Below are 22,930 nucleotides of genomic sequence, written 5' to 3'. Positions count from 1 at the left end.
GACAGGGATGTCCCTTACAAAAATTTCTGCCGGACTTGCGCACCCGCAGCGCCGCAGGCGCGGAGGGCGCGAGGACGGGGTGTGCTTTCTTTTTGGTTACTTTTTCTTTGCACAAGCTAAAGAAAAGTGACTCGCGCCCGAAAGGGCGTGAAAGCTCTGCCCTACCAAACACAACCCGTAACACTTCACGCACCGCCTGACACCGCGCCCTCATCCGCCCTTCGGGCACCTTCTCCCGCAGGGAGAAGAGAGATGCAAGAGGCATCACTCCAGCGCAACCTCCCCCTCTCGCAACTGCCGATACGCCAGCACCAACGCCTGCACATCCTCCGCCGAGAACAACAGCTTTAACACCGGCGACACCTCGTAACGCTCCTCGCTGCCGCGTAGCCGCGACAGCAACTGGTTGTCGCGCATCTTGCCGATGGCCGTCATCACCCGCCGCGTGAACCCAGCCTTGTCGGTGGAGACGTTCTTCTCGTACACCGACAACGCCTCCACCAACTGCGCCTCGTCCACCACCGCGCGCTCGCCGCGCGTATCCGCCTCGGCCAGCTGCTGGCGCAGAAACAACAACAGCACCGACTCGATGAAGGTCAGCGGCGCGCTGCGCAGCAAGCTGGGCGATTCCAGCTCGGCGGTGTCGGCCTGGCGGGTGAACGCCACCCCGCCCTCGCGGTCCAGCACCAGCTCCAGGAACAGCTCGCACAACACCTGGCGGATGGCCGCTTCATTGCGCAGCAGCGCCGGCCATAACGCGCCATGCCGCTGCGCATCGATGCTGGGCCCGGCCAGCAACTGGCACAGCGCGCGGCGCGCCTCGAACGGCAGCGTGCCGGTGTCGCCCAGGAACAGCGCACCGCCCGGTACGTCGCCGGCGGCATCGCTGGCGCGCAGCGGCGTGGCTCTGTCGGCGGCGCCCTCGTCGTCCTTGTGCATGTCGGACCGCGCCTGCTCAGACCAGTTCATTGCGTTTCTCCCGGGTAAACCACACCAAGGGAATGCGCGCACGGCGTACCGCGCCGTCGCCGCCTTCCCATTGCACCGTCTCCATCTGGCCGTCGATCACCATGCCGTGGCGCGTGCCCAGCGACAGATAACCGATCACGCTACCCAGCCCCTGTACCGCAGGGCGCCGCTGCAGCGCATCGCCAATGGTGAGCCGCAGCTGTTGCCCAAGCAGCACATACAGATCGTTGCGCAAGGTGCGCACATCGATCTCCGATTGCGCGACCAGGTCGCCCACGCTGTCCAGCGAGATGTCCGCCGCATCGGCGGCGTGCACGCGGCCATCGACCTGGGTCAGCCGCGGGTCGTGCAGCCGCCATTGCGACAGCGAGCGCAGCCGGCTGCTGCTCAGCGCCTGGGTGTAGCCGGTGGCGGCGGTGGCGTGCAGGCTGTCGCGCAGCTGCAGGGCTTCGCCCTGGGCCTGCTTGAGCAACTGGTTGAGCCTGCGCTGTTCCAGATAGCCGCGGCTCTGCACGAACCCGCGCAGGCTGCGTGCGAAATGCTGCATCACCGTGTGCACTTCGCCACCGCGCTCCAGCAGCGTGCCGGTGAGCCCGCGCAGGAAGGCGCGTTCGCGACGATCGAGCTTGCGCGCGAAACCGCGTGCAAGCAGGGCGTCCAACGCCTGGTCCAGCTGGCTGCTTTGCTGGGTGTCGTTGAGCAGGCTCCAGAACGCCTCGAAGGTGCGCCCGGCCTCGCTGTCGGCGATCACGTCCACGCCGTTGAACAGCTGCTCCAGCACATCGCCGCGCGCGCCTTCGTCATCGATGATGCGCTCGCGGAACTGGCGGTTGAGCTGCTCGAAGTCGTCGCGGACGCGATGGAAGTCTTCGGCCAGTTCGTCGGACAGGTGGATGAGGTCGCGGGTGCGCTCCAGCGCGCGCTTGCCGTCCAGCGTAGCGACGCGACCGGCAGCCACGCGCTCGATCTCGGCATCGAGGCGCGCGCGTTCTTCGCGCAATGCGGCCAGCCGCGTGTCCGGGTCGGCTTCGGTCTGGCCGGCCAGTTGCACCAGCTGCTGGATCACCAGCGACAGCCGGCTCTCGGTGGCACTGCTGCCGCTCTCGCGCAGGCCGGCGATGCAGCGGATCGCCTGGGTGGCCGCACGCGAAAGTTCGTATTCCTCTTCGGCAGCGCCTTCGGGCAGGCGGCGTTCCAGCCAGCCCTGCGCCAGCCAGTGCGCCAGATAGGCCTGCGCGGTGCGCGGCAGCTCGCGCAGAAGTTCATCGCCGCGCAGCGCGTCCAGCTGGCGCTGCAGGCGCGCGTGCAGCACTGCCGACGGCAACCGGCGTTCGCCATCCATCAACAGCGTCTGCAGCAGGCCGATCAGCTCCGGGGCATGATCGGCGGCCAGCAGTTTCCAGGCCGGCTGCTCGCGCAACTGGCGATAGCCGGCAATCCGTGCCTGGTGCTTCATGGCGACTGCAGGGGCTGCCTCAACGCTTGCCGCCCACTTCGAGGAACTGCAGGAATTCGGCGCGCGTGCGCGCGTCTTCGCGGAAGCTGCCCAGCATCTTGGAGGTCACCATGCTGACGCCGCGCTTGTGGATGCCGCGGGTGGTCATGCACTCATGCGCGCCTTCCACCACCACGCCGACGCCGCGCGGTTGCAGTACGTCCTGGATGCACTGGGCGATCTGCGCGGTCATCTTTTCCTGCACCTGGAAGCGGCGCGCATAGCTTTCCACCACCCGGGCCAGCTTGCTGATGCCCACCACCTTGCCGCTCGGCAGGTAGCCGACGTGCACCTTGCCGATGATCGGCGCCATGTGGTGCTCGCAATGGCTTTCGTAGGAGATGTCGCGCAGCACGATCAGTTCGTCGTAGCCGGCCACTTCCTCGAAGGTACGCTCCAGGTACTCGCGCGGTTCCTCGCGGTAGCCGCTGAACCAGTCGCCATAGGCTTCGGCCACCCGGCGCGGGGTGTCCAGCAGGCCTTCGCGGGCAGGGTCTTCGCCGGCCCAGCGCAGCAGGGTGCGCACGGCGTCTTCGGCCTGGGCCTGGGTGACGGAGGAATCGGGCTGGTCGGACTGGCTCATGCGCAAGTGCACCCAAAGGGGGCGAGCATGGTACCCGAGGACGGGGTGGCGGCCCCAGTGGCAGTTGCGGCGGCTGCCGCGGGTTCAGTGACTATTTATTCAGTACTGAATTGATAGCATCCATAACAATTATGGCGAGTACACTGCTCTCGCCCGCGCCCAGCTCAGCTCCGGGCTGTTGGTAGCCGCCCGGCAATGGCAGCGGCTGGCCGACCAGGCCTTTGAAGCGTTCGGCCTGTCCAGCGCCTGCACCGGGCCCTTGCTGATGGTGGGCCGCTCCGGCGGCGGCATCCGCCAGGTGGCGCTGGCCCAGCAGCTGGGCATGGAAGGCGTCTCGCTGGTGCGGCTGCTGGACAAGCTGGCCGCGCAGGGGCTGGTGCGGCGCGAGGCCGACAGCAGTGACCGCCGCGCCAACCAGTTATGGCTCACCGACGAGGGCCAGGCGCTGGTGGTGCGGATCGAGGCCCGGCTGGATGCGCTGCGTACCGAGGTCTTCGGCACGCTCAGCGAGGCGCAGGTGCAAGTGGTGCTGACGCTGTGGGAGCAGATCGCGCAGGCACATGCGCGGCTGGGCCAGTCAGGGCCGAGCGGCTGACGGAACGGCGCAAGTGGCTGTCAGGCCTAGCGCAGTGCAGGCAATGCGGCCCACGACGCCCCGGCGCCCGGCATGGTGTGGTTCCCCACCTGGACCGTGCTCGCCAGCGTCTACCTGTTGGGGCACGTTTCCGGCCATTCCTGCAGTTACCCAAGCACTTGGACCACCTCCGCCTGCATCTGCCATGCAGCAAATTCCTGTTCGAAATCGGCCAGCGTCAGCAGCCCCATGCAGGCGTGTGCACCGATCGGCAACGGGTGCCCGGCAGCCAGTTTGCGGACCAGCAGAATTGCCGCAAAACATGGGATTTCTGGCCCATGCAACATCGGAGCGGTGAGATCCCACTGCAGCCACAAGGGCACTGCGGTCTCGCCAGCATCCACGGCATGCGCCTGCCCGCGCAGGTCCACGCGCATGCCGCCCAGATCGGTACCAAAGCGGTCGAACCAGCGCCCGGCACGCGCAAGCAGCCTGGCCACGCGTGCCATTGGCAGCGGCACGCCGTGCTGACGCAGCCAGGCGATGACCGCCAGGCAACGCTGAAGGAAGGGCACTTCCAGCGCGGCGCGAAACTGCACCGTCCGCACGCCGGGATAACGCTGCGGCAGCAGGTCATGGTCGGGCACATCGCAGGGCGAAGCCAGGCGTGATGCCAGCCGCGCGAACTGCACACGCACCGGCCTCGACCAGCCCACCACCTGTTGCCAGCGGCCATCGTGCCACCACGCAAACGGCGTGCCGCAGTACGACAGCACTGCGCGCACGGTAGCCAGCCCCAGCGGCGTGCCCTGTGCAGGCGCGATCACCATGCCGATCTCGTGCAAGGCCGCAAAGCGCGGCAACAACGCGTCGATCACCGCGCTGGAGAGCGCAGGCAACGTGCTGGCACCACTGATGGCGACCCGCTGCGCCTGACGCGCAGACGCATCCAGCGCCGCCGCAAAGTCGCGTACGAAGGCGCGGCCATCGGCCAGGTCGATGTAATGCATGCCGGCCTGCAGGCAGCTGCGGGCCACCGCATAGGCCTGCCCCTGGAATGGCCCGGCCGTGTGCACCACCGCATCGGCACCGGTAGCCGCCAGCCGGGTCGTGAAATCCTCCGCGTCGATATCCAGCCGGTACGTTGAAATGCATCCAGCGGCGGCCTCCGGCCAGTGCACGGCAACCTCGCCGGGATGCCGGCCGGCGGCAATCACATGCACCTGCGGAGTAGCCGCCAGCGCCCGCACGATGCGCGCTCCGAAGTGCCCGAAACCACCCAATACCACCACCCGGTATGTCATCGCTTGCTCACCGTCTGCCTGCCGCACAGTATCGGCGACCACAGCGGTATTGGTGCCCCGCCCTGGCGAAGCCGGCTCAGTGCCGGCGACCCGCGTGGCCAGGCCACTCTCCAGCGCGTCGTGCAACACCTGCAACGCCTGGCGTGTGACGCGCGCCTGTGCGGCGGCTTGCTTGCAGGCCAGTACGGTCTTCGGGTCGGCCCATGCGCGTTGCTGCGCTGCCAGTGCTTGCATTAAGCCGAGTTGCGGGACACGTCGGCTTGGACGAATTGTTAGCGCTCATCCGCTTTGCGGCGCATGATCTCGGCCAGAGTAGGGTCCTCAGGCCGTTCGGCTCGGGGCATACTGGAACTCCGGCGCGGGGCGCCCCGCGCCGTTCCGAAACACGCAAAGCAAGCGAGTGCGAGGAGCCAGCCGAACAGGCACCACACACCAAAGACCAAGAATGGCCGCGCCATATAGCCGATTGCAGCCTGCGCGGAGGGATCGTCGGTGCCCTTGAGATACATAAGGATGAAGGGCAAGCGATGCAAACCGCCGATTGCGAACCATCCGGCCGTGGTCATAGTCGCCTGCGCGGCAAAGAGCCACCGGCTTGCCGGCCGGCCGCGCCAGAGCAGAACCGCGCCTATCGCCAACACTGCGTCGAAGGCGAAGCTGTAGAGCGCACTCGGAGACATCAGATATCTCAGCTCGAAGCCGATTCGATAGGGAACGAGAGTGGCGAGCTTCCAAGCCGCGATCGCTAACGAGAGGCCGGCCAGTGCTTTACTGAACGTTGGGAGCCTTAGAACTTTTTCCATGGGCGCTAGAGCCTGAGTTAAGCCGAGCCGCGAAGCAACATCGGCTTGAATGAGTTGTTAGGCAGTGAGTGGCCGCACTCGGCGAACCGACACGAGATTGCGTCTTTATTCAACATCGCTTTCTAGCGACACGATCAAGATGCGATGGGCAAACGCCTTAGCGTCATCTTCGGTCTCCAGTTCAACAACCTCGTACCTTTCATTGGAAAGCAATTCCTTCCACGACAAATTCTGATCCGCGAACGCACGGGCGAGCTCTTCCTTGAGATCGCGAAAAGCTGGCGAAGAGCGGACGCTACGTGCATACAAACCGCATGACACAGCTAGGGACAGCCCATCCTCAGCGTTGAACATCGTGCGCAGAGTTTTTTCAACGATAGGGTAGCCCATTTGGTGCCTAACACCTAAGTTAAGCCGACCCGTAGCGGGGTGGCGACTGGGTGCTAGCGTAGCGGAAAAGCACCCAGGCGGTGCCCCGATGCGGGTTTGGCTTGAGCGAATTGTTAGGCGGCACCTACTTACCCCAACGCCAACGCGGCGGCTCACCTTTGACCCAGCAGATGGCCACGAGAATTAGTAGAACTGCCCAGATATAAATCTGAAAAATTACCGGCTCAACGACCGGCGGGAAGATGAAGAACCCGGCAACTAGAAGAACGAACGCGATACCATAAACAAGCCAGCCTTGCCAGACACTTGGCAGTCCCCAGCCCCATCCGTAAGTCTTGGCAGGAAACCAGTAATCCTTTTTGCCTGGCATGAAACTCTCCTATGTCGCCTAACGCCTGAATTAAGCCGAGCCGCGAAGCGGCTTCGGCTTGAATGAATTGTTAGCCGTCAAGCGTGAGGCACAGCCACCCGACAAGCATCGCAGAATTTATCAATGTCGATCTGCGAGATGGAGTTGGGTTGCCCCATACCAGCTGTTGCGTACACATGGACGAGGTGCCGGCCGTCCGGGGGCAATGAGAAGTTAAAGATAGACGTGGATCTATGCTTCAACTTGTTGAGGGCAACACCGAGGCTGGCGTCGGTTGGACTGCAGTTCGGTGGGATCGCGCCTTGGCCTTCAGTTAAAGAGGCGAACCACACCTCATCAGTGCCGGAGACGTTAGTGACGATGCTCCCAGCTAGGGCGTTCAAGGCCGATTTAAGCGGCGAGTTAGCCCAGCCAGCCTCGTTTGACTTTGCATCTCGGCGACGCAGGAGCTCATTCTGGATGTAATCGAGATGTTCGAACGCCTCTTGACTTGTCGCGTAAGCGTCACTTTGACGCAAGGGCCAGCTGCGGCGAAACCCTGAAGAACAGTCTTGGACGCGGCGTATGGATTCAGCCAAGTTCCGTGGCGCGTTTCCAGTGCGATCGATCAGAAATTCCGTAAACCGTCCTTCCATTTCCGAACTCCCGTAATGTTGGTTTGACGGCTAACGCTTGAATTAAGCCGAGTTGCGAAGCAACTTCGGCTTGAATGAGTTGTTAGGCAGTGAGTGGCCGCAAAGGCTTGGATCGTGCAACCATGCTCCCCAGCACTGCCGCCTGAGCCAAGTGTGCCACAGGTTGTGGGATTGAGCTTGCTCAGCAATGCAGCGGCGCGTGGTACCACCGAAGCCAAGCGCAATGAGCGCGGCGCGTCAACGACGGACAAGGGCGAAGCACTGAACTTACCGCACCCCACAAAAGTGATGACTATTGCCCGGAGCCGACCGCATGCACGCTAGCGAACTCACCGAAGCGGCAACAACCAACGTATTTGCTCCACCACAGCCTAACGCCTGAGTTAAGCCGACCTGCGAAGCGGGTTCGGCTTGAACGAACTGTTAGGCCCTAACCGAGGCATCAGGGTGCCGGGCCACATATGCATTTACCAGTGATGCCAAATTGTCTTTGTACTCATAGAACTCAGTGTCAAGACGATCCATCTCGGCCTGATACTCTGGATTGTCGGAGAATGACTCATGTTGCGACCATCTTTCCGTCCGATTCCGGGAGGGTGATGAGTTGGGGAACCAGGAAACTGCGCGTGCCAAGAGACGGTGGGAATTGGTTGCACCAACAACCTCAAGGTGCCGGAGGATCTCAAGGCAGTGATTGCCGAGCGAGTTTGTGAATAGCTGGTCAAAGCCACCGTTATGTACCTCTCCGTCTAGGCACCACAGCAAGTAGACGAGGCGTGCCTGATCAGTAAGGCGCTCAATGTGCTCTGTAACTCCATCGCCCTCGTCAAAGACTGTGTCCAGAGCGGAGTTGAAGATCTCATATGCCGGATCATCTTTTTTTAGTGCGTCAAAGAATCGCATGGTTTCCTTAGGGCCTAACGCCTGAATTAAGCCGACCCGCGAAGCGGGTTCGGCTTGAATGAATTGTTAGCCGTTCTGCCCGCGACGGTCACACGACACCCCGCAAGTGAGTGGCGACCTGAGAAAGAACCTTGTGGCGAAAGTCGAACAAGTCGGACTGCACTGCAATCACCTGCTCAAGAACTTGTCCGGCTTGCTCCGCCTTGTCCACATGCCGCTTGCGAGTGCTGCCAAGGAACGCACCGTGAGCGAGCGAACGTTGCTCGGCAAGAACGCGATGGCACACCGCAATGTGGTTGGATATGTCAGCAAGCCGCTTATCCACAATGTTGAGCATGCTCAAAGGATCTCGCTCTCCGCTGCGAAGCATCTCATCGTAGATTCCGATGGAGTCTCCGAACTCGTCAACAATCATCAGATCACCAAGACGCTGATTGAACGGCTAACACCGGAGTTAAACCGCGCCGCGAAGCGGCGTCGGCTTGGACGAATTGTTAGGCGCTAGGCCCGTTATCTACAAGCTTGACCGCCGCTAGCACAGATTGGCCATGCCTCGCGATGACGATGACCGCAGCGAGGCTGAAAAGCGAAAAGACGAGTGCAACCCAAAGCGACATGTGCCACAGAAGTGCGCTGAAGCTAACGAAGAGTGTAATCAGCCCAGCGACAGCTAGCCCGGTAGCTACCCCAATGCTTCCCACTTTCCGAAAGTGAGCATAGGAGTCTGGCCCATACAGCAAGTATGGCTGTACGTACTGCCAGACAACTATCCAGATCGGGATGCCCAGAGCAGCTGCAGCAAACGAGACATGCAGTGCAACGGAGGTCAGCTTGACCTGAAGAAGAACCAGGACAATCGCGGCGGAGAAGCTGCCACCGCCAATGGCCGCACTCCGCATCTGACCTAAGTAGCTTTCTGAAATGCGGCGCGTGACAGGCGCTAGCGTCGTTTCGAAGTTCGTACTCACCGCACACTTTCCTCCTAGCGCCTAACAACTATTGGACCGCCGAAATGCGGTGTTGTGGCGATTATCTCCGATTGCAGATTCGTTGTGAATAGGGGAATTCCTAGCTCCAGTCAAGGGATTGCACGATGGCAAGCGAACGCAACCTTTGCGAGGCTTCCAGCGTTATCCAGCAAAGGCGTAGGCGTATGAGGTACACCTCCAAAAACGATGGCGTAACAGCACGTCCACCGATGCGGTTACTCGATCAGGTGCGCGACCGGCTGCGCGTAAAGCACTACAGCCTACGCACCGAGCAGGCCTATCTCAGCTGGATACGGCGCTTCATCCTGGCCAGCGGCAAGCGCCATCCGGCACAGATGGGGCAGGCAGAGGTCGAGGCCTTCTTGACGCGGCTGGCCACGGATGGCCAGGTGTCTGCGGGCACCCAGAACCAGGCCCTGGCGGCGCTGTTGTTTCTCTACCGCGAAGTGCTGCGCATCGAGCTGCCTTGGATGGAAAACCTGGTGCGTGCCAAGCGACCCAGGCGCATTCCGGTGGTGCTTTCGCGCGAGGAGGTTGCACGTCTGCTGGCGGTGCTGGAGGGGCCTTGCTGGCTGATGGCCAGCCTGCTCTACGGCAGCGGGATGCGGTTGATGGAATGCCTGCGCCTACGCATCAAGGACGTGGATGCCGCGCGTGGCGAGATCGTGGTGCGCGATGGCAAGGGCGGCAAGGATCGGCGGGTGCCGCTGCCGCTCAGCCTGCGAGAGGCGCTACAACGGCAACGCGACCGTGCGCTGGTAGTGCATGCGGCCGATCTGGTGGCCGGTGCCGGGCGGGTGTTCCTGCCGCATGCGTTAGCGCGCAAGTACCCCAATGCCGACGTGGAGCAGGGGTGGCAATACCTGTTCCCCTCTGCGCGCCGGTCGCGGGATCCGCGCAGCGGCCGGCCTGGCCGGTATCATGTCTCTGAAGAGATTCTTCAGCGTGCCGTGCAGTCGGCAAGGCAGCGGGCTGGTATCGTCAAGCCGGCGACCTGCCACACGTTGCGGCATTCGTTCGCCACACACCTGCTGGAGGCCGGCCACGATATCCGCACGGTGCAGGAACTGCTGGGCCACAAGGACGTGACCACCACGCAGATCTACACGCATGTGCTGGGACGCGGTGCGTCGGCGGTCCGCAGTCCGCTGGATGGGCTGGGCGGTGTCGGTGGTGAGGCGTGAGGTACCGCGCGACCTATCCACTGGAGGGATGGTTGCTGCCAAGCTCTCCCCTGAAGCGCTCCGCCTTGTTTAGGAGACTCTGAAGCCTCGTCGATCAGCCATGGCTCGCGCTCCCGCGCTGCTGCTTTCAAGCTTGATGATGCACGCGGGGCTTGGCCGGCGTGCGTCGGTCGCGTTGCTGGCGTGCCTGCGGTGGACCAGAGGCAACAACACGCATGAGAAGTTACTTTCAGCTTCTCCCGGCATCAACAGCCTTCATGCCGCCGCAACGGTGACGCATTCACGCTGTTGGCAACGTCCCCCGCCTGGAGTTGCACCCATGATCCGTGTTCTTGCCCCGCTGGCCGCCGCCGTGCTGTTGTCCGCCTGCGCCTCCAACCAGGTAGCACAGGTCCAGCCGATCGATGGCGTGATCTCCGGCCAGTGCCATATCGAGCGGGTGCGGGGCATCGTCGGGTTGGCGGCGGCCCGGCAGACCATCGAGCGCGCACGCGTGGATAGCGACAGCCTGCAGGTGAGCGTGCGCCGCGGTGCACGTGCCAGCGGCGATACCACTGCCAGCGGCCTGGGCGATCCGGCGCAGGGTGCCAGCGCCAGCGGCGGCGACCACCTCACCATCGAGACCGGGCCGTACAACAACATCACCGCAGTGTATTGCGGCTGAGGAATCGGGAATCGGGAATCGGGAATCGGGAATCGGGAATCGGGAATCGGGAATCGGGAATCGGAAAGCATCGCGGCTTTTCGGTTCCCGATCCAGCCCATTCACTTGCGTTTCGAAATGCACTTTGCCGCTGTCTTGCGCTTGGCACGCGAGGCAGTGAGGAACTTCAACGTGGCCGCTTCCCACTGCCGCTCGCCGCGCACGCCGGTCGCCATGGCCTGCAATTCGCCGGCGCGCCAGCCTGCGAACACGCAGGGGTCGATGTAGGCCTTGCGGCATACCGAGGGCGTATTGCCCAGGGCATCTGCCACCTCGCGGATGACATCGTTCTGCACCTGCTTGAGCGCGCGTTCGCTGCTGCGCTCGGGCAACGGCAGCCGGGCCAGGCGTTGCAACGCAGCCAACGTGCCGCCCCAGGTGCGGAAATCCTTGGCGGTGAAGTCCTCGCCCATGGCCTCACGCAGGTAGTCGTTGACCTCGCCCGAATCCACCGGCTGCAGCTGGCCTGCGTCGTCGCGATACTGGAACAGCGATTGTCCCGGCAGTTGCTGGCATTGCCGGATCAGCGTGACCAGCTGCTTGTCGTCCACTTCGATGTCGTGCTCCTGCCCGCTCTTGCCGCGGAATTTCAGCCGCGCGCGCCCGCCCTTGAGAAATTCCATGTGCCGGTTGCGCAGCGTGGTGAGCCCGTAGGAGCGATTGCTGCGCGCATATTCGGCATTGCCCACGCGCACCAGCGTGTCGGCCAGCAGTGCCACCACGATGGCCAGCACCTTTTCGCGTGGAAAGCCTGGCACGGCCAGATCGCGGCGCAGGCGGCGGCGTAGTTTCGGTAGCGCGGTGCCAAAGGCGATCACGCGCTCGAACTTGCCTTCGCCCCGCACCTGCGCCCACTCGGCGTGATAGCGGTACTGTTTGCGCCGCCGTGCATCGCGCCCGGTGGCCTGCAGGTGGCCATTGGGCTTGGCGCAGATCCATACCTCGGTGTAGGCCGGTGGAATGGCCAGCGCGCGGATGCGCTGCAAGGTGTCGGCATCGGCGATGCGTTGCCCATCCGCATTGCGGTAGCTGAAGCTCTTGCCGGCGCGGCGGCGGCTGATGCCGGGCTGCTGGTCGTTGACATAGGTCAGCCCGGCCGCACGCGCGGTGGCCTTGGCCTGAACCACGGCGGCGGCAGTGGCGACGGCCGCCGTGGCCGCCGCTGCACCTGCGGCAACGGTGGCGAGCTTGCCGGCCGTGCTGGCCGCGACGGTGGCCTTGCGAAGAACGCGTTTGGCTTTCATTGCATACAGATCGGAAGTGGTCGGCCGATTGTTGGGCCTGTCCAGACTAGGCCACGTCAACGCCATGACAACGGCGTGTGCGCAAGCCATGCCGGTTGTGCAAATTGTGCTTATGCTTGGGCCTTGCCCTTTGTCTGGAGTCATCGATGCGCGCTGTCCTGCCTACTGCCCGCCTGGCCTGCCCCCTGCTCGTGCTGGCTGCATTGAGTGCCTGCAACAAGCCGCAACCGGACGAGCAGGAAGCGGTTACCGCCAAGGCGCAGCAAGCGGTCGAACAGGCCTCAGCGCCAGCCCCGGCCACCGCACCCGAGGCCCCGCCGATCGGCAGCTGCGATGCCACGCAGGTGCAGTCCCTGGTGGGCCAAGCCCTCACCGATGCGGTGAGTGAACAGGCGCGCAGCGATGCCGGCGCCAAGTCGGTGCGCGTACTCAAGCCCGGCCAGATGGTGACCATGGAATTCAACGGCGAACGGCTCAATCTGGAAGTGGATGCCAAGAACGTCGTCACCTCGGTACGCTGCGGCTGAGCACCGCCTGGCGCCGCTCGCCGAAGCGGCGCCAAGCCAGCTGCCGCAAGGGATTTGCGCGGGTCTCGTTGCAGCTGTAACGGTGTATTGCGGCACCGCATCAACTGTGGTCTAGTCGATCATCCGGTGACCTCTTGGAACGCTCCACGGATCGAGCGGTGCAACGTCGTCGCCGCTCTCCCAAGATCGCAAAGAGGCAGACATGGCCCCCCGCACTCGCCAAGGGCTCAACGACTACGGTCTCTACAACAGCGCGCGCGATGAGCGCGACGCCTGTGGGTTTGGCATGGTCGCCCAGCTGGACGACCAGCCTTCCCGTTCGCTGGTGGACACCGCAATTGCGGCGCTCTCGCGCATGACCCACCGCGGCGGCGTGGCCGCCGACGGGCTGACCGGCGATGGCTGCGGTTTATTGATTCGCAAACCCGATGCGTTCCTGCGCGGGTTGGCGCGCGACGCCGGCATCCCGCTGGGCACGCGCTACGCGGCCGGCGTGGTGTTCCTGCCGCTGGACGACGCCGATGCCGCCCGATGTCGCGCCGAACTGGAAAGCCAGTTGCTCAGCGTCGGCGTGCAACTGCGGGGCTGGCGCGTGGTGCCCACCGACGACAGCGTGTGCGGCCAACTGGCGCGCGAGACGTTGCCGCGCATCGAGCAGGTGTTTGTCGATGCCGGTGCCGACCACACCGAAGACGGCTTCACCCTGGCGCTGTTCCTGGCGCGCCGCCGCGCCGAACAGCAGCTGCAGGGCGTGCAGGACTTCTATGTCACCACGCTCTCGCCCAATGGCATCAGCTACAAGGGCATGGTGCTGCCGGACAAGCTGAGCACGTTCTACCCGGACCTGCAGCGCAGCGACCTGTCCTCCAGCGCGATCGTCTTCCACCAGCGCTTTTCCACCAACACGCTGCCGCGCTGGCCGCTGGCACACCCGTTCCGGTTGCTCGCCCATAACGGCGAGATCAACACCATCGAAGGCAACCGCCGCTGGGCGCAGGCGCGCAGCAAGGTGTGGCAGACCCCGCGCTTCGATATCGCGCAGTTCGATCCGGTGATCTCCATGCACGGCTCCGATTCGCAGAGCCTGGACAACATGCTGGAGCTGCTGATCGCCGGTGGCATGGACCTGCTGCAGGCGCTGCGCATCCTGGTGCCGCCGGCCACCCAATCGCTGGAATTCAAGGACGCCGACCTGGCCGCGTTCTACGAGTTCTATGGCCTCAACACCGAGCCGTGGGACGGCCCGGCCGGCATCGTGGCCTGCGACAGCCGCTACGCGGCCTGCATGCTCGACCGCAACGGCCTGCGCCCGGCGCGCTGGATGCTGACCTCCGACCGCCACTTCCTGGTGGCCTCCGAGGCCGGGGTGTGGGAACTGCCGGCCGAGCGCATCACCCGCAAGGGCAAGCTGGGTCCGGGCGAGATGATGGCCATCGATCTCAAGCGCGGCGACCTGCTGGACTCGGACGCCATCGACCGCATCAACCGCGCGCGCGCGCCGTACAAGCAATGGCTGCAGCAGGGCGTGACCTATCTGCAGACCGAGCTGATCGACCCTTCGCTGGTGGAAGAACCCTTCAGCGAGCAGACCCTGCGCAGCTACCACAAGCTGTTCCAGCTCAGCACCGAGGAAGTGGAGCAGATCCTGCGCCCGCTGGCCGAGACCGAGCAGGAAGCCACCGGCTCGATGGGCGACGACACCCCAATGGCGGTGCTCAGCCGCCAGACCCGGCCGCTGTACGACTACTTCCGCCAGGCCTTCGCGCAGGTCACCAACCCGCCGATCGACCCGCTGCGCGAAGGCATCGCGATGTCGCTCACCACCCAGCTCGGCAAGGAGACCAATATCTTCCATGCCGGTGCGCAGACGGTGAACCACGTCATCCTCAACTCGCCGGTGCTCAGCCAGCGCAAGCTGCGCCAGCTGCTGAAGATGGAGCAGTACCTCGAACGCAATCGGCTGATCGACCTGTCCTACAGCGTGGAAGAAGGCCTGAAGTCCGGCCTGGAACGCATCTGCCAGGAAGTGGAAGCGGCCGCGCGCGATGGCGCCGTCATGCTGTTGCTATCCGACCGCTACCCGGTGCCGGACCGGCCGATGGCGCATGCGCTGCTGGCCACCGGCGCGGTGCATCACCACCTGTGCAAGGTGGGCCTGCGCTGCGACGTCAACCTGATCATCGAAACCGGCACCGCGCGCGATGCGCACCACATGGCCTGCCTGCTCGGGGTCGGTGCCACCGCGGTGTATCCGTACCTGGCCTACCAGACCCTGTTCGATCTGGGCCGGCGCGGCATCCTGCAGCTGAGCAAGGGCGGCGAGCAGTCGCAGATCGGCCGCCGCTACCGCAAGGGCATCTACAAGGGCCTGTCCAAGATCATCTCCAAGATGGGCATCTGCACCATCGCCAGCTACCGCGGCGCGCAGCTGTTCGAAATCGTCGGGCTGGACCCGGACGTGGTGGAACTGTGCTTTGCCGACACGCCTGCGCGCATTGGCGGTGTTGGTCTGTCGCGGCTGGATACCGAGGCGCGCGAGCTCACCGCACGCGCCTGGAACGACCAGCTCAAGCCGGAAGTGGGCGGCCTGCTCAAGTACGTGCACGGCGGCGAATACCACATGTACAACCCCGACGTGGTCATGACGCTGCAGCGCGCCACCCGCACCGGCGATGCGGGCGATTGGCAGAAGTACGTGGACGCGGTGCATGCACGCCCGGCCTCCACGCTGCGCGACCTGGTGCAGCTCAAGCGTGCCGACACCCCCACCCCGCTGGACGAAGTGGCCCCGGCATCTGATGTGCTGCGCCGCTTCGACAGCGCCGCCATCAGCCTGGGCGCGCTGTCGCCCGAGGCGCACGAAGCATTGGCCATCGCGATGAACCGCCTGGGCGGACGCAGCAATTCCGGCGAAGGCGGCGAAGACCCGGCCCGCTACGGCACCGAGAAGCGCTCCAAGATCAAGCAGGTGGCCTCCGGCCGCTTCGGTGTCACCCCGGAATACCTGGTCAACGCCGAGGTGCTGCAGATCAAGGTCGCCCAGGGCGCCAAGCCCGGCGAAGGCGGCCAGCTGCCCGGCCACAAGGTCAACGAGCTGATCGCCCGGCTGCGTTACGCCAAGCCCGGCATCGGCCTGATCTCGCCGCCACCGCACCATGACATCTATTCGATCGAAGACCTCGCCCAGCTGATCTACGACCTCAAGCAGGTCAACCCGACCGCGCTGGTGTCGGTGAAGCTGGTGGCGCATGCCGGCGTCGGCACGATCGCAGCCGGCGTGGTCAAGGCGGGCGCCGACCTGATTACCGTCTCCGGCCATGACGGCGGCACCGGCGCCAGCCCGGTCAGCTCGATCCGCTATGCCGGCGTGCCATGGGAACTGGGCGTGGCCGAGTCGCACCAGGCGCTGGTGGCCAACGACCTGCGCGACCGCACCATCCTGCAGACCGACGGCGGCCTGAAGACCGGCCTGGACGTGGTCAAGGCCGCCTTGCTGGGCGCCGACAGCTTCGGCTTCGGCACGGCGCCGATGATCGTGCTGGGCTGCAAGTACCTGCGCATCTGTCACCTCAACAACTGCGCCACCGGCGTGGCCACCCAGGACGAGCGCCTGCGTGCGGGCTACTTCACCGGCCTGCCCGAGCGCGTGGAGCACTTCTTCCGCCTGCTGGCCGAAGAAGTGCGGCAGTGGCTGTCGTACCTAGGGGTGCGCTCGTTGGACGAGATCGTCGGCCGCACCGACCTGCTGGAGCAGCTGGAGGTCTCTCCGCGCCCGGGCGTCAAGGTCGACCTCTCGCGCCTGCTCACCCATGCGCGCTACGACGGCGGCCATTGCGCCGCCCAGCGCCTGTACGAATCGCCGGACAGCCTGGCCACGCAGATGGACGGCCTGCTGGCCGATGCCATCGCCCACAAGACTGGCGGCGACCATCGCTTTTTGATCCACAACACCGACCGCTCGATCGGCGCGCGCCTGTCCGGTGCCATCGCGCGCGCGCATGGCAACCACGGCATGAGCGATGCGCCGTTGAACCTGCGCTTCCGCGGCACCGCCGGGCAGAGCTTCGGCGCGTTCAATGCCGGCGGCCTGCAGCTGGAACTGGAAGGCGAAGCCAACGACTACGTCGGCAAGGGCATGGCCGGCGGCCGGCTGGTGGTGCGTCCGCCGCGTGGCGCGCGTTTCGAAGCGCGCAGCACCCCGATCGTGGGCAACACCTGCCTGTACGGCGCCACCGGCGGCGAGCTGTTCGCCGCCGGGCGGGCGGGCGAGCGCTTTGCGGTACGCAACTCCGGCGCGCTGGCGGTGGTGGAAGGTGCCGGCGACCACTGTTGCGAATACATGACCGACGGCGTGGTGCTGGTGCTGGGCAAGGTGGGCCTGAATTTCGGCGCCGGCTTCACCGGTGGCCTGGCCTATGTGCTGGATATCGAACGCGACTTCGTGGACCGCTACAACCACGAACTGATCGACATCCACCGTGTCTCCGCCGAAGGCTTCGAGAACCATCGCCAGCATCTGCACACCCTGATCAGCCGCCACCGCGAGCTCACCGGCAGCATCTGGGCGCAGCAGATCCTGGACGAGTTCCGCGACTACATCGGCAAGTTCTGGCTGGTCAAACCCAAGGCCGCCAGTATTGAGTCGCTTACTGAGTCGCTGCGGCGCGCCGCCTGAGTTGTGCTCCCCTCTCCCGCGCGCGGGAGANGTGCCCCGCGCCCCTCATCCGCCCCTTCGGGGCACCTTCTCCCGCACGCGGGAGAAGGGAATCAGCCACGGATTTTCTTATGAGCCGCAAACAAGCCTTCCAATTCCTCGACCTGCCGCGGACCATGCCCACGCGCATTCCGGTGGAACTGCGTACCTCCGGCGACTGGGGCGAGTTGTACGGCAAGTTCGACAAGGCCGACGCGCAATACCAATCCGGTCGCTGCCTGGATTGCGGTAATCCGTACTGCAGCTGGAAATGCCCGGTGCACAACGCCATCCCGCAGTGGCTGCAGCTGGTGCAGGAGAACCGCATCGAAGAAGCCGCCGCGCTGTGCCATTCCACCAACCCGCTGCCAGAAGTGTGCGGGCGCGTGTGCCCGCAGGACCGTCTGTGCGAGGGCAGCTGCACACTGGAGGAATTCGGCGCGGTCACCATCGGCGCGGTGGAAAAATACATCGTCGATACCGCCTTCAAGATGGGCTGGCGCCCGGACCTGGGCAATGTGCAGCCCAGCGGCCACCGCGTGGCGGTAATCGGCGCCGGCCCGGCCGGCTTGTCGTGTGCCGACCGCTTGGCGCGCGCCGGTATCGAAGCGGTGGTCTACGACCGCTATGAGCAGATCGGCGGCCTGTTGCAGTTCGGCATCCCCAGTTTCAAGCTGGACAAGTCGGTGATCGGCAAGCGCCGCGAGATCCTCGAAGGCATGGGCGTGCAGTTCCGCCTGGGCGTGGAGATCGGCAAGGACATCAGCATCGAACAGCTATTGGGCGAATACGATGCCGTGTTCCTGGGCACCGGCGCCTATCGCTACACCGACGGCGGCCTGCCCGGGCAGGACCTGAAGAACGTGCTGCCGGCCCTGCCCTTCCTGGTGCAGAACAGCCGCATCGTCAGCGGCAACGACCCGCACGGCCGGCCGATCGCCGGCTGGGAAGACCAGCTCGCCCTGCCCGACCTCAACGGCAAGCGCGTGGTGGTGCTGGGCGGCGGCGACACCGGCATGGACTGCGTGCGCAGCGCGATTCGCCTTGGCGCGGCCAAGGTCACCTGCGCCTACCGCCGCGACGAAGCCAGCATGCCCGGCTCAGCGCGCGAGGTCGCCAACGCCCGCGAAGAAGGCGTGCGTTTTTTGTTCAACCGCCAGCCGCTGTCGATCGAATCCGGCGCCGATGACGAAGCCATCGGCGTCACCGTGGTGGAAACCAGACTCGGCGACCCCGACGCCAGCGGCCGCCGCAATGCGGTACCGGTGGAAGGCAGCGAATCGCTGCTGGAAGCGGACGTGGTCATCATCGCCTTCGGCTTCTCGCCCACCCTGCCCGACTGGCTGGCATCGCAAGGCGTGGACGCCGGCAGCAACGGCCGCATCGTCGCCCCGGCCGACGGCCATGGCCGCCTGCCTTACCAGACCAGCAACCCACGCCTGTTCGCCGGCGGCGACTGCGTGCGCGGTGCCGACCTGGTGGTGACCGCAGTGGCCGAAGGCCGCGATGCGGCGGGCAGCATCGTGCAGCTGCTGGGTGTGAAAGCGCAGGTCAAGGAGCCGGCTGCGGCGTGAGGGGTGCTAGTCACATGCTCAGGTGACTTGTTGGCCTGCAGTGGGAAGCCATTCGCCTGGGGTTATGCGCTTGTTCGTGGCACATGTGTGCTTGGCATGCTGAACACTCGAACGTCGTAAGCGCCATTGGGTTCATATGCCACCGTCCGCGCCCGATGGGCGCAGACGGTGCATCACACCCTGACGCAACTGCGAATCAGGCCGCCTTGTCCAACGTCGCCATATCGATCACGAAGCGATACTTCACATCGCTCTTGAGCATGCGCTCGTAGGCCTCGTTGATCTGGTCGGCGCGGATCGTTTCGATGTCCGAGACGATGTTGTGCCTGGCGCAGAAATCCAGCATTTCCTGGGTCTGGCGGATGCCGCCGATCAATGAACCGGCCAGGGTGCGGCGCTTCATCACCAGGTTGAAGACCGCCGGCGAGGGGTGCGACTGCTCGGGCACGCCGACCAGCACCATGGCGCCGTCGCGCTTGAGCGCGTTGAGGAACGGGTCCAGGTTGTGCGGGGCCGCTACGGTGTTGAGGATGAAGTCCAGGGTGTTGGCCTGCGCGGCCATCTGCGCTTGGTCCTTGGAGATCACCACTTCGCTGGCACCCAGGCGCAGTGCGTCGGCGCGCTTGCTCTCGGAGGTGGAGAACAGCACCACCGTGGCACCCATCGCCTTGGCGATCTTCACTGCCATGTGGCCCAGGCCGCCCAGGCCGACTACGCCCACCTTCTGGCCCGGACCCACCTTCCAGTGCGCCAGCGGCGAGTAGGTGGTGATGCCGGCGCACAGCAACGGCGCCACGGCGGCCAGATTGTCGCTGTGCGAGATGCGCAGCACGTATTGCTGGTCGACCACGATATGGTCGGAGTAACCGCCATAGGTGTTCTCGCCACCAAACATCGGGCCGTTATAGGTGCCGGTGAAGCCAGCTTCGCAGTACTGCTCTTCACCTTCCTGGCAGGAGGCGCAACTGCGGCAGCTGTCGACCATGCAGCCAACGCCGGCCAGGTCGCCGACCTTGAAGCCGGTCACCGCATTGCCGACGGCGGTGACGCGGCCGACGATCTCGTGGCCGGGAACCGATGGATACTGCGTGTTATGCCATTCGTTGCGCGCGGTATGCAGGTCCGAGTGACACACACCGCAATAAGCGATGTCGATCTGCACGTCGTTGGGGCCGGGCGCGCGCCGTTCGAACACGAACGGGGCAAGCGGCTGGTCGGCAGCCTGGGCGGCGTAGGCGTGGGCTTGGCTCATGGGGAAGACTCCGGAATGGTGGGCCGTGGGCGGCAACTGCAAACGCCAGGCACGGCAAGATGAGGAGGGTCGATAGGGTAGAACACGGTGGCGTCGCACTCCTGTGACAGTGCGTTTTGCGCATCCTCTTGCGAACGCTAGCGCAGCGGCATGAGACGGGGCGTGCAGGCCGCGCAGGCCCGATGCATGCGATGCCGCGTGAATGACGCGCTAACGTGCGAGCTTCTAGGCTGACGATCGTAGCGCTCGCCCTGCACCATTGCTTCTGGCCGTGCCCTCCCCCTGCGGCCCCACGTCGATGCCGAAGGAGTCTACCATGTTCCGCTCTCCCGTGAAATTGGCAGCGTTGCCTCATGCCGCGCTGCTGCTCGCCCTGCTCGCCGGCCCCTCGTTGGCGCATGCCAAACCGCCCGGCAGCCCCGGCAAGGCCGCGACAGGCCTGAAATATGTGGGCGTCAATCTGTCCGGCGCGGAGTTCAACTCGCGCAAGAAGCCCGGCACGCTGTTCAAGGACTACACCTACCCGGCCGACGCGGATTTCAGGTATTTCGCCAGCAAGGGCATGAATACGATCCGGCTGCCGTTCCTGTGGGAGCGCGTGCAACCCACGCTCAGCGGCGCGCTGGATCAGGCACAGCTTGGGCTCATCAAGAAGTCGCTGGCCGCCGCCAAGGCCAATCAACAGGTCCTGATCCTGGATCTGCACAACTACGCCAGCTACAACGGCAAGCGCATCGGCAGCGACGAGGTGCCCATTGCCGCCGTGGCGGACCTGTGGCGCCGGCTGGCGCTGGAATTCAAGGGCGACAAGACGGTGATCTTCGGGCTGATGAACGAGCCCAACGGCATTTCCGCACCGGACTGGGCCAGCGCCGCGCAGGCGGCGATCAACGCCATTCGCAAGACCGGCGCGAACAACCTGATCCTGGTGCCGGGCACCGCCTATACCGGCGCGCACAGCTGGCGCAGCAACAGCTACGGGATCTCCAATGCCACGGCATTGCAGGTGCTCAAGGATCCCGGCAACCATCTGGCGTTCGAGGCGCACCAGTATCTGGACAGCGACTACAGCGGCACCAAGCCGGTATGCACCAGCGACACCGTGGGCGAAGAGAAACTGCGCGGGTTCACCGCCTGGCTGCGCGAGAACAAGCAGAAGGGCTTCCTGGGCGAATTCGCCACCGCCAACAATCCGGTCTGCAACAAGGCGCTGGAAGGCATGCTGACCTACATGGAACAGAACAGCGACGTGTGGCTGGGATGGACCTGGTGGGCCGCCGGTGCGTGGTGGAAGCCGGACTATCCCTTCACCGTGCAGCCAGGCAAGGACGGCAGCGACAAGCCGCAGATGAAGATCCTGAGCAAGTACGCACAGCGTGCCACTCGCTGAGTGCCTGCGTTGCGTGCAGCGTTGTATGGCGAGCGTTGTACGGCATCGACAGTTCGATCGAGAAGTGCCGCACAACTCGCCACTGCAATCCCTCGCATGCATAGTTTGCCGGTACCAATGCGCTTAGCCTGATCGGCGGTGCGGTGCCGTCAGGTTGGTGGCATGTCCAGGACAGGGCACTGCATCTCCCCCGTTTGTAGTAGGAGTGCCCATGTCGTCTTTTCCCACCCAGTTGCGCCGGCTGCCCAGCTGCGCGCGCGCGTTGCTGTTGCTGCTGCTCGTCCTCATGCCATTGGCCCACGCACAGGACGGCAACCGGCTGAAGTTGGTCGGCGTCAATCTGTCCGGCGCAGAGATCAAATCCTCGCAAAAACCCGGCGTGCCTGGTGTCGATTACCGTTATCCAAGTGCCGAGGAATACGGCTATTTCGCCGGCAAGCAGATGAACGTCATCCGCTTGCCCATCCTGTGGGAGCGGCTGCAGCCCACCGCTGGCGGCGCGCTCGATCCGGCGCAACTTGCCGCGATCCAGCAAGCGCTCGCCAACGCACGGGCGGCGAAGCTGTACCTGATCCTGGACGTGCACAACTACGCCCGGTATTACGGACAGACGATCGGGAGCCCGCAGGTACCGATCGCCACCTTCACCGATCTATGGCGGCGGCTGGCCATTGCGTTCAAGCACGACAACCGCGTGATCTTCGGCCTGATGAACGAGCCCTACGGTATCGATCCACGCGCCTGGGCCGTTGCTGCGCAGGCGTCCATCGACACCATTCGCCAGACCGGCGCCAGCAATCTGATCCTGGTACCGGGTGCGCTGTGGAGCGGCGCGCACAGCTGGTATTCCACGGACGCCGGTGAATCCAACGCGGTGGCGATGGCCTCCATCCACGATCCGCTGAACCGCTATGCCATCGAAGTGCATCAGTATCTGGATGCCGATTCCAGCGGCACCACCGCCGGATGCGTCAGCGCCACCGTCGGAGTCGAACGCCTGCGCAGCTTCACCCAGTGGTTGCGCCTGCATCGCAAGCGCGGCTTTCTCGGCGAATTTGGTACCGGCCACAACGCGACCTGCAATCGCGCACTGAACAACATGCTGGATGATCTGGAGCGCAATGGCGATCTCTGGCTGGGCTGGACGTGGTGGGCCGCTGGCGCGTGGTGGAAGGCGGATTATCCGTTCAACGTGCATCCCGATGCCCAGGGACGCGACAAGCCGCAGATGTCGGTGCTGCGCGTGCACGCGGCGCGGCGCGCGCGGTAGGACATCCCGGGCGCGGTACGCGATGCAGTGCTGTCGTGTGGTGCCCACGGGCGAGGGCGGCGACCACTGCGGCGTCGG

21 protein-coding genes are annotated in these 22,930 nt (G+C 64.7%); 9 read left to right on the top strand and 12 right to left on the bottom strand.

Annotated elements, in window-relative coordinates:
• Window positions 1–7 precede the first annotated feature (7 nt).
• Window positions 8–130 (top strand): hypothetical protein, encoded by a 123-nt coding sequence (locus XcuCFBP2542_RS20225; RefSeq protein WP_276329809.1) that lies wholly within the window; start codon window positions 8–10, stop codon window positions 128–130.
• 134 nt (window positions 131–264) lie between these two features.
• Here the strand turns inward: XcuCFBP2542_RS20225 and XcuCFBP2542_RS09510 are convergent, their stop codons facing one another.
• The 3 genes from XcuCFBP2542_RS09510 to folE are packed head-to-tail and all read right to left on the bottom strand — an operon-like array spanning window position 265 to window position 3,047.
• Entirely contained in the window at window positions 265–969 is a 705-nt protein-coding gene (locus XcuCFBP2542_RS09510; protein WP_104603339.1) for a DUF4194 domain-containing protein, read from the bottom strand.
• Window positions 956–2,425 carry a DUF3375 domain-containing protein gene (locus XcuCFBP2542_RS09505; protein WP_104603338.1) on the bottom strand — a complete coding sequence of 490 codons (1,470 nt, stop codon included), beginning with the start codon at window positions 2,423–2,425 and terminating at the stop codon, window positions 956–958. Before XcuCFBP2542_RS09505 ends, XcuCFBP2542_RS09510 begins: the two co-directional genes overlap by 14 nt.
• Window positions 2,426–2,444: 19 nt before the next feature.
• Window positions 2,445–3,047, bottom strand: coding sequence for a GTP cyclohydrolase I FolE (folE, locus tag XcuCFBP2542_RS09500; protein ID WP_104603337.1), 603 nt, complete (start codon window positions 3,045–3,047; stop codon window positions 2,445–2,447).
• A 118-nt stretch (window positions 3,048–3,165) separates the two neighbouring features.
• Here folE and XcuCFBP2542_RS09495 point away from each other — a divergent pair, with 118 nt between their 5' ends.
• Entirely contained in the window at window positions 3,166–3,642 is a 477-nt protein-coding gene (locus XcuCFBP2542_RS09495; protein ID WP_104603336.1) for a MarR family winged helix-turn-helix transcriptional regulator, read from the top strand.
• Between the two features lie 146 nt (window positions 3,643–3,788).
• Here the strand turns inward: XcuCFBP2542_RS09495 and XcuCFBP2542_RS09490 are convergent, their stop codons facing one another.
• The 7 genes from XcuCFBP2542_RS09490 to XcuCFBP2542_RS19590 form a co-directional block, all read right to left on the bottom strand.
• Window positions 3,789–4,925 (bottom strand): saccharopine dehydrogenase family protein, encoded by a 1,137-nt coding sequence (locus tag XcuCFBP2542_RS09490; RefSeq protein ID WP_104603361.1) that lies wholly within the window; start codon window positions 4,923–4,925, stop codon window positions 3,789–3,791.
• A gap of 272 nt (window positions 4,926–5,197) precedes the next feature.
• Window positions 5,198–5,728 (bottom strand): hypothetical protein, encoded by a 531-nt coding sequence (locus tag XcuCFBP2542_RS09485; protein WP_104603335.1) that lies wholly within the window; start codon window positions 5,726–5,728, stop codon window positions 5,198–5,200.
• Between the two features lie 105 nt (window positions 5,729–5,833).
• Window positions 5,834–6,118, bottom strand: a complete 285-nt coding sequence (locus XcuCFBP2542_RS09480; protein ID WP_104603334.1) for a hypothetical protein — start codon at window positions 6,116–6,118, stop codon at window positions 5,834–5,836.
• Between the two features lie 124 nt (window positions 6,119–6,242).
• A complete protein-coding gene (locus XcuCFBP2542_RS09475; protein WP_104603333.1) occupies window positions 6,243–6,488 on the bottom strand; it encodes a hypothetical protein in 246 nt (81 codons plus the stop codon).
• Window positions 6,489–7,546: 1,058 nt separating this feature from the next.
• Window positions 7,547–8,026, bottom strand: coding sequence for a DMP19 family protein (locus XcuCFBP2542_RS20295; RefSeq protein ID WP_104603332.1), 480 nt, complete (start codon window positions 8,024–8,026; stop codon window positions 7,547–7,549).
• Between the two features lie 88 nt (window positions 8,027–8,114).
• Window positions 8,115–8,441 carry a hypothetical protein gene (locus tag XcuCFBP2542_RS09460; RefSeq protein WP_104603331.1) on the bottom strand — a complete coding sequence of 109 codons (327 nt, stop codon included), beginning with the start codon at window positions 8,439–8,441 and terminating at the stop codon, window positions 8,115–8,117.
• A gap of 79 nt (window positions 8,442–8,520) precedes the next feature.
• Window positions 8,521–8,994, bottom strand: coding sequence for a hypothetical protein (locus XcuCFBP2542_RS19590; protein WP_139015168.1), 474 nt, complete (start codon window positions 8,992–8,994; stop codon window positions 8,521–8,523).
• Window positions 8,995–9,179: 185 nt separating this feature from the next.
• On the opposite strand from XcuCFBP2542_RS19590, the gene XcuCFBP2542_RS09450 reads away from it, so the two are divergent.
• Together XcuCFBP2542_RS09450 and XcuCFBP2542_RS09445 are read left to right on the top strand one after the other, a co-directional pair.
• Window positions 9,180–10,199: an integron integrase gene (locus XcuCFBP2542_RS09450; RefSeq protein ID WP_170066975.1), complete on the top strand. Its 1,020-nt coding sequence runs from the start codon at window positions 9,180–9,182 to the stop codon at window positions 10,197–10,199.
• Window positions 10,200–10,518: 319 nt separating this feature from the next.
• Window positions 10,519–10,863: a hypothetical protein gene (locus tag XcuCFBP2542_RS09445; RefSeq protein ID WP_104603329.1), complete on the top strand. Its 345-nt coding sequence runs from the start codon at window positions 10,519–10,521 to the stop codon at window positions 10,861–10,863.
• A 101-nt stretch (window positions 10,864–10,964) separates the two neighbouring features.
• Here XcuCFBP2542_RS09445 and XcuCFBP2542_RS09435 read toward each other — a convergent pair whose 3' ends face one another.
• Window positions 10,965–12,236 (bottom strand): DNA topoisomerase IB, encoded by a 1,272-nt coding sequence (locus XcuCFBP2542_RS09435; RefSeq protein WP_208800434.1) that lies wholly within the window; start codon window positions 12,234–12,236, stop codon window positions 10,965–10,967.
• A 56-nt stretch (window positions 12,237–12,292) separates the two neighbouring features.
• On the opposite strand from XcuCFBP2542_RS09435, the gene XcuCFBP2542_RS09430 reads away from it, so the two are divergent.
• From XcuCFBP2542_RS09430 to XcuCFBP2542_RS09420, 3 genes are all read left to right on the top strand, one after another.
• Window positions 12,293–12,673 (top strand): I78 family peptidase inhibitor, encoded by a 381-nt coding sequence (locus XcuCFBP2542_RS09430; RefSeq protein WP_104603326.1) that lies wholly within the window; start codon window positions 12,293–12,295, stop codon window positions 12,671–12,673.
• 202 nt (window positions 12,674–12,875) lie between these two features.
• Window positions 12,876–17,348: a glutamate synthase large subunit gene (gltB, locus tag XcuCFBP2542_RS09425; RefSeq protein ID WP_104603325.1), complete on the top strand. Its 4,473-nt coding sequence runs from the start codon at window positions 12,876–12,878 to the stop codon at window positions 17,346–17,348.
• A gap of 110 nt (window positions 17,349–17,458) precedes the next feature.
• Window positions 17,459–18,940, top strand: a complete 1,482-nt coding sequence (locus tag XcuCFBP2542_RS09420; protein WP_104603324.1) for an FAD-dependent oxidoreductase — start codon at window positions 17,459–17,461, stop codon at window positions 18,938–18,940.
• Between the two features lie 196 nt (window positions 18,941–19,136).
• Here the strand turns inward: XcuCFBP2542_RS09420 and XcuCFBP2542_RS09415 are convergent, their stop codons facing one another.
• Entirely contained in the window at window positions 19,137–20,192 is a 1,056-nt protein-coding gene (locus tag XcuCFBP2542_RS09415; protein WP_104603323.1) for an NAD(P)-dependent alcohol dehydrogenase, read from the bottom strand.
• Window positions 20,193–20,508: 316 nt separating this feature from the next.
• Here XcuCFBP2542_RS09415 and XcuCFBP2542_RS09405 point away from each other — a divergent pair, with 316 nt between their 5' ends.
• Both XcuCFBP2542_RS09405 and XcuCFBP2542_RS09400 read left to right on the top strand, forming a co-directional pair.
• Window positions 20,509–21,582: a glycoside hydrolase family 5 protein gene (locus tag XcuCFBP2542_RS09405; RefSeq protein ID WP_104603322.1), complete on the top strand. Its 1,074-nt coding sequence runs from the start codon at window positions 20,509–20,511 to the stop codon at window positions 21,580–21,582.
• Window positions 21,583–21,856: 274 nt separating this feature from the next.
• A complete protein-coding gene (locus XcuCFBP2542_RS09400) occupies window positions 21,857–22,852 on the top strand; it encodes a glycoside hydrolase family 5 protein (protein ID WP_249027634.1) in 996 nt (331 codons plus the stop codon).
• Window positions 22,853–22,930 lie beyond the last annotated feature (78 nt).

The organism is Xanthomonas cucurbitae, assembly GCF_002939885.1.
Lineage (GTDB): Bacteria > Pseudomonadota > Gammaproteobacteria > Xanthomonadales > Xanthomonadaceae > Xanthomonas > Xanthomonas cucurbitae.
This window is presented reverse-complemented; position numbering and strand designations above follow the sequence as displayed.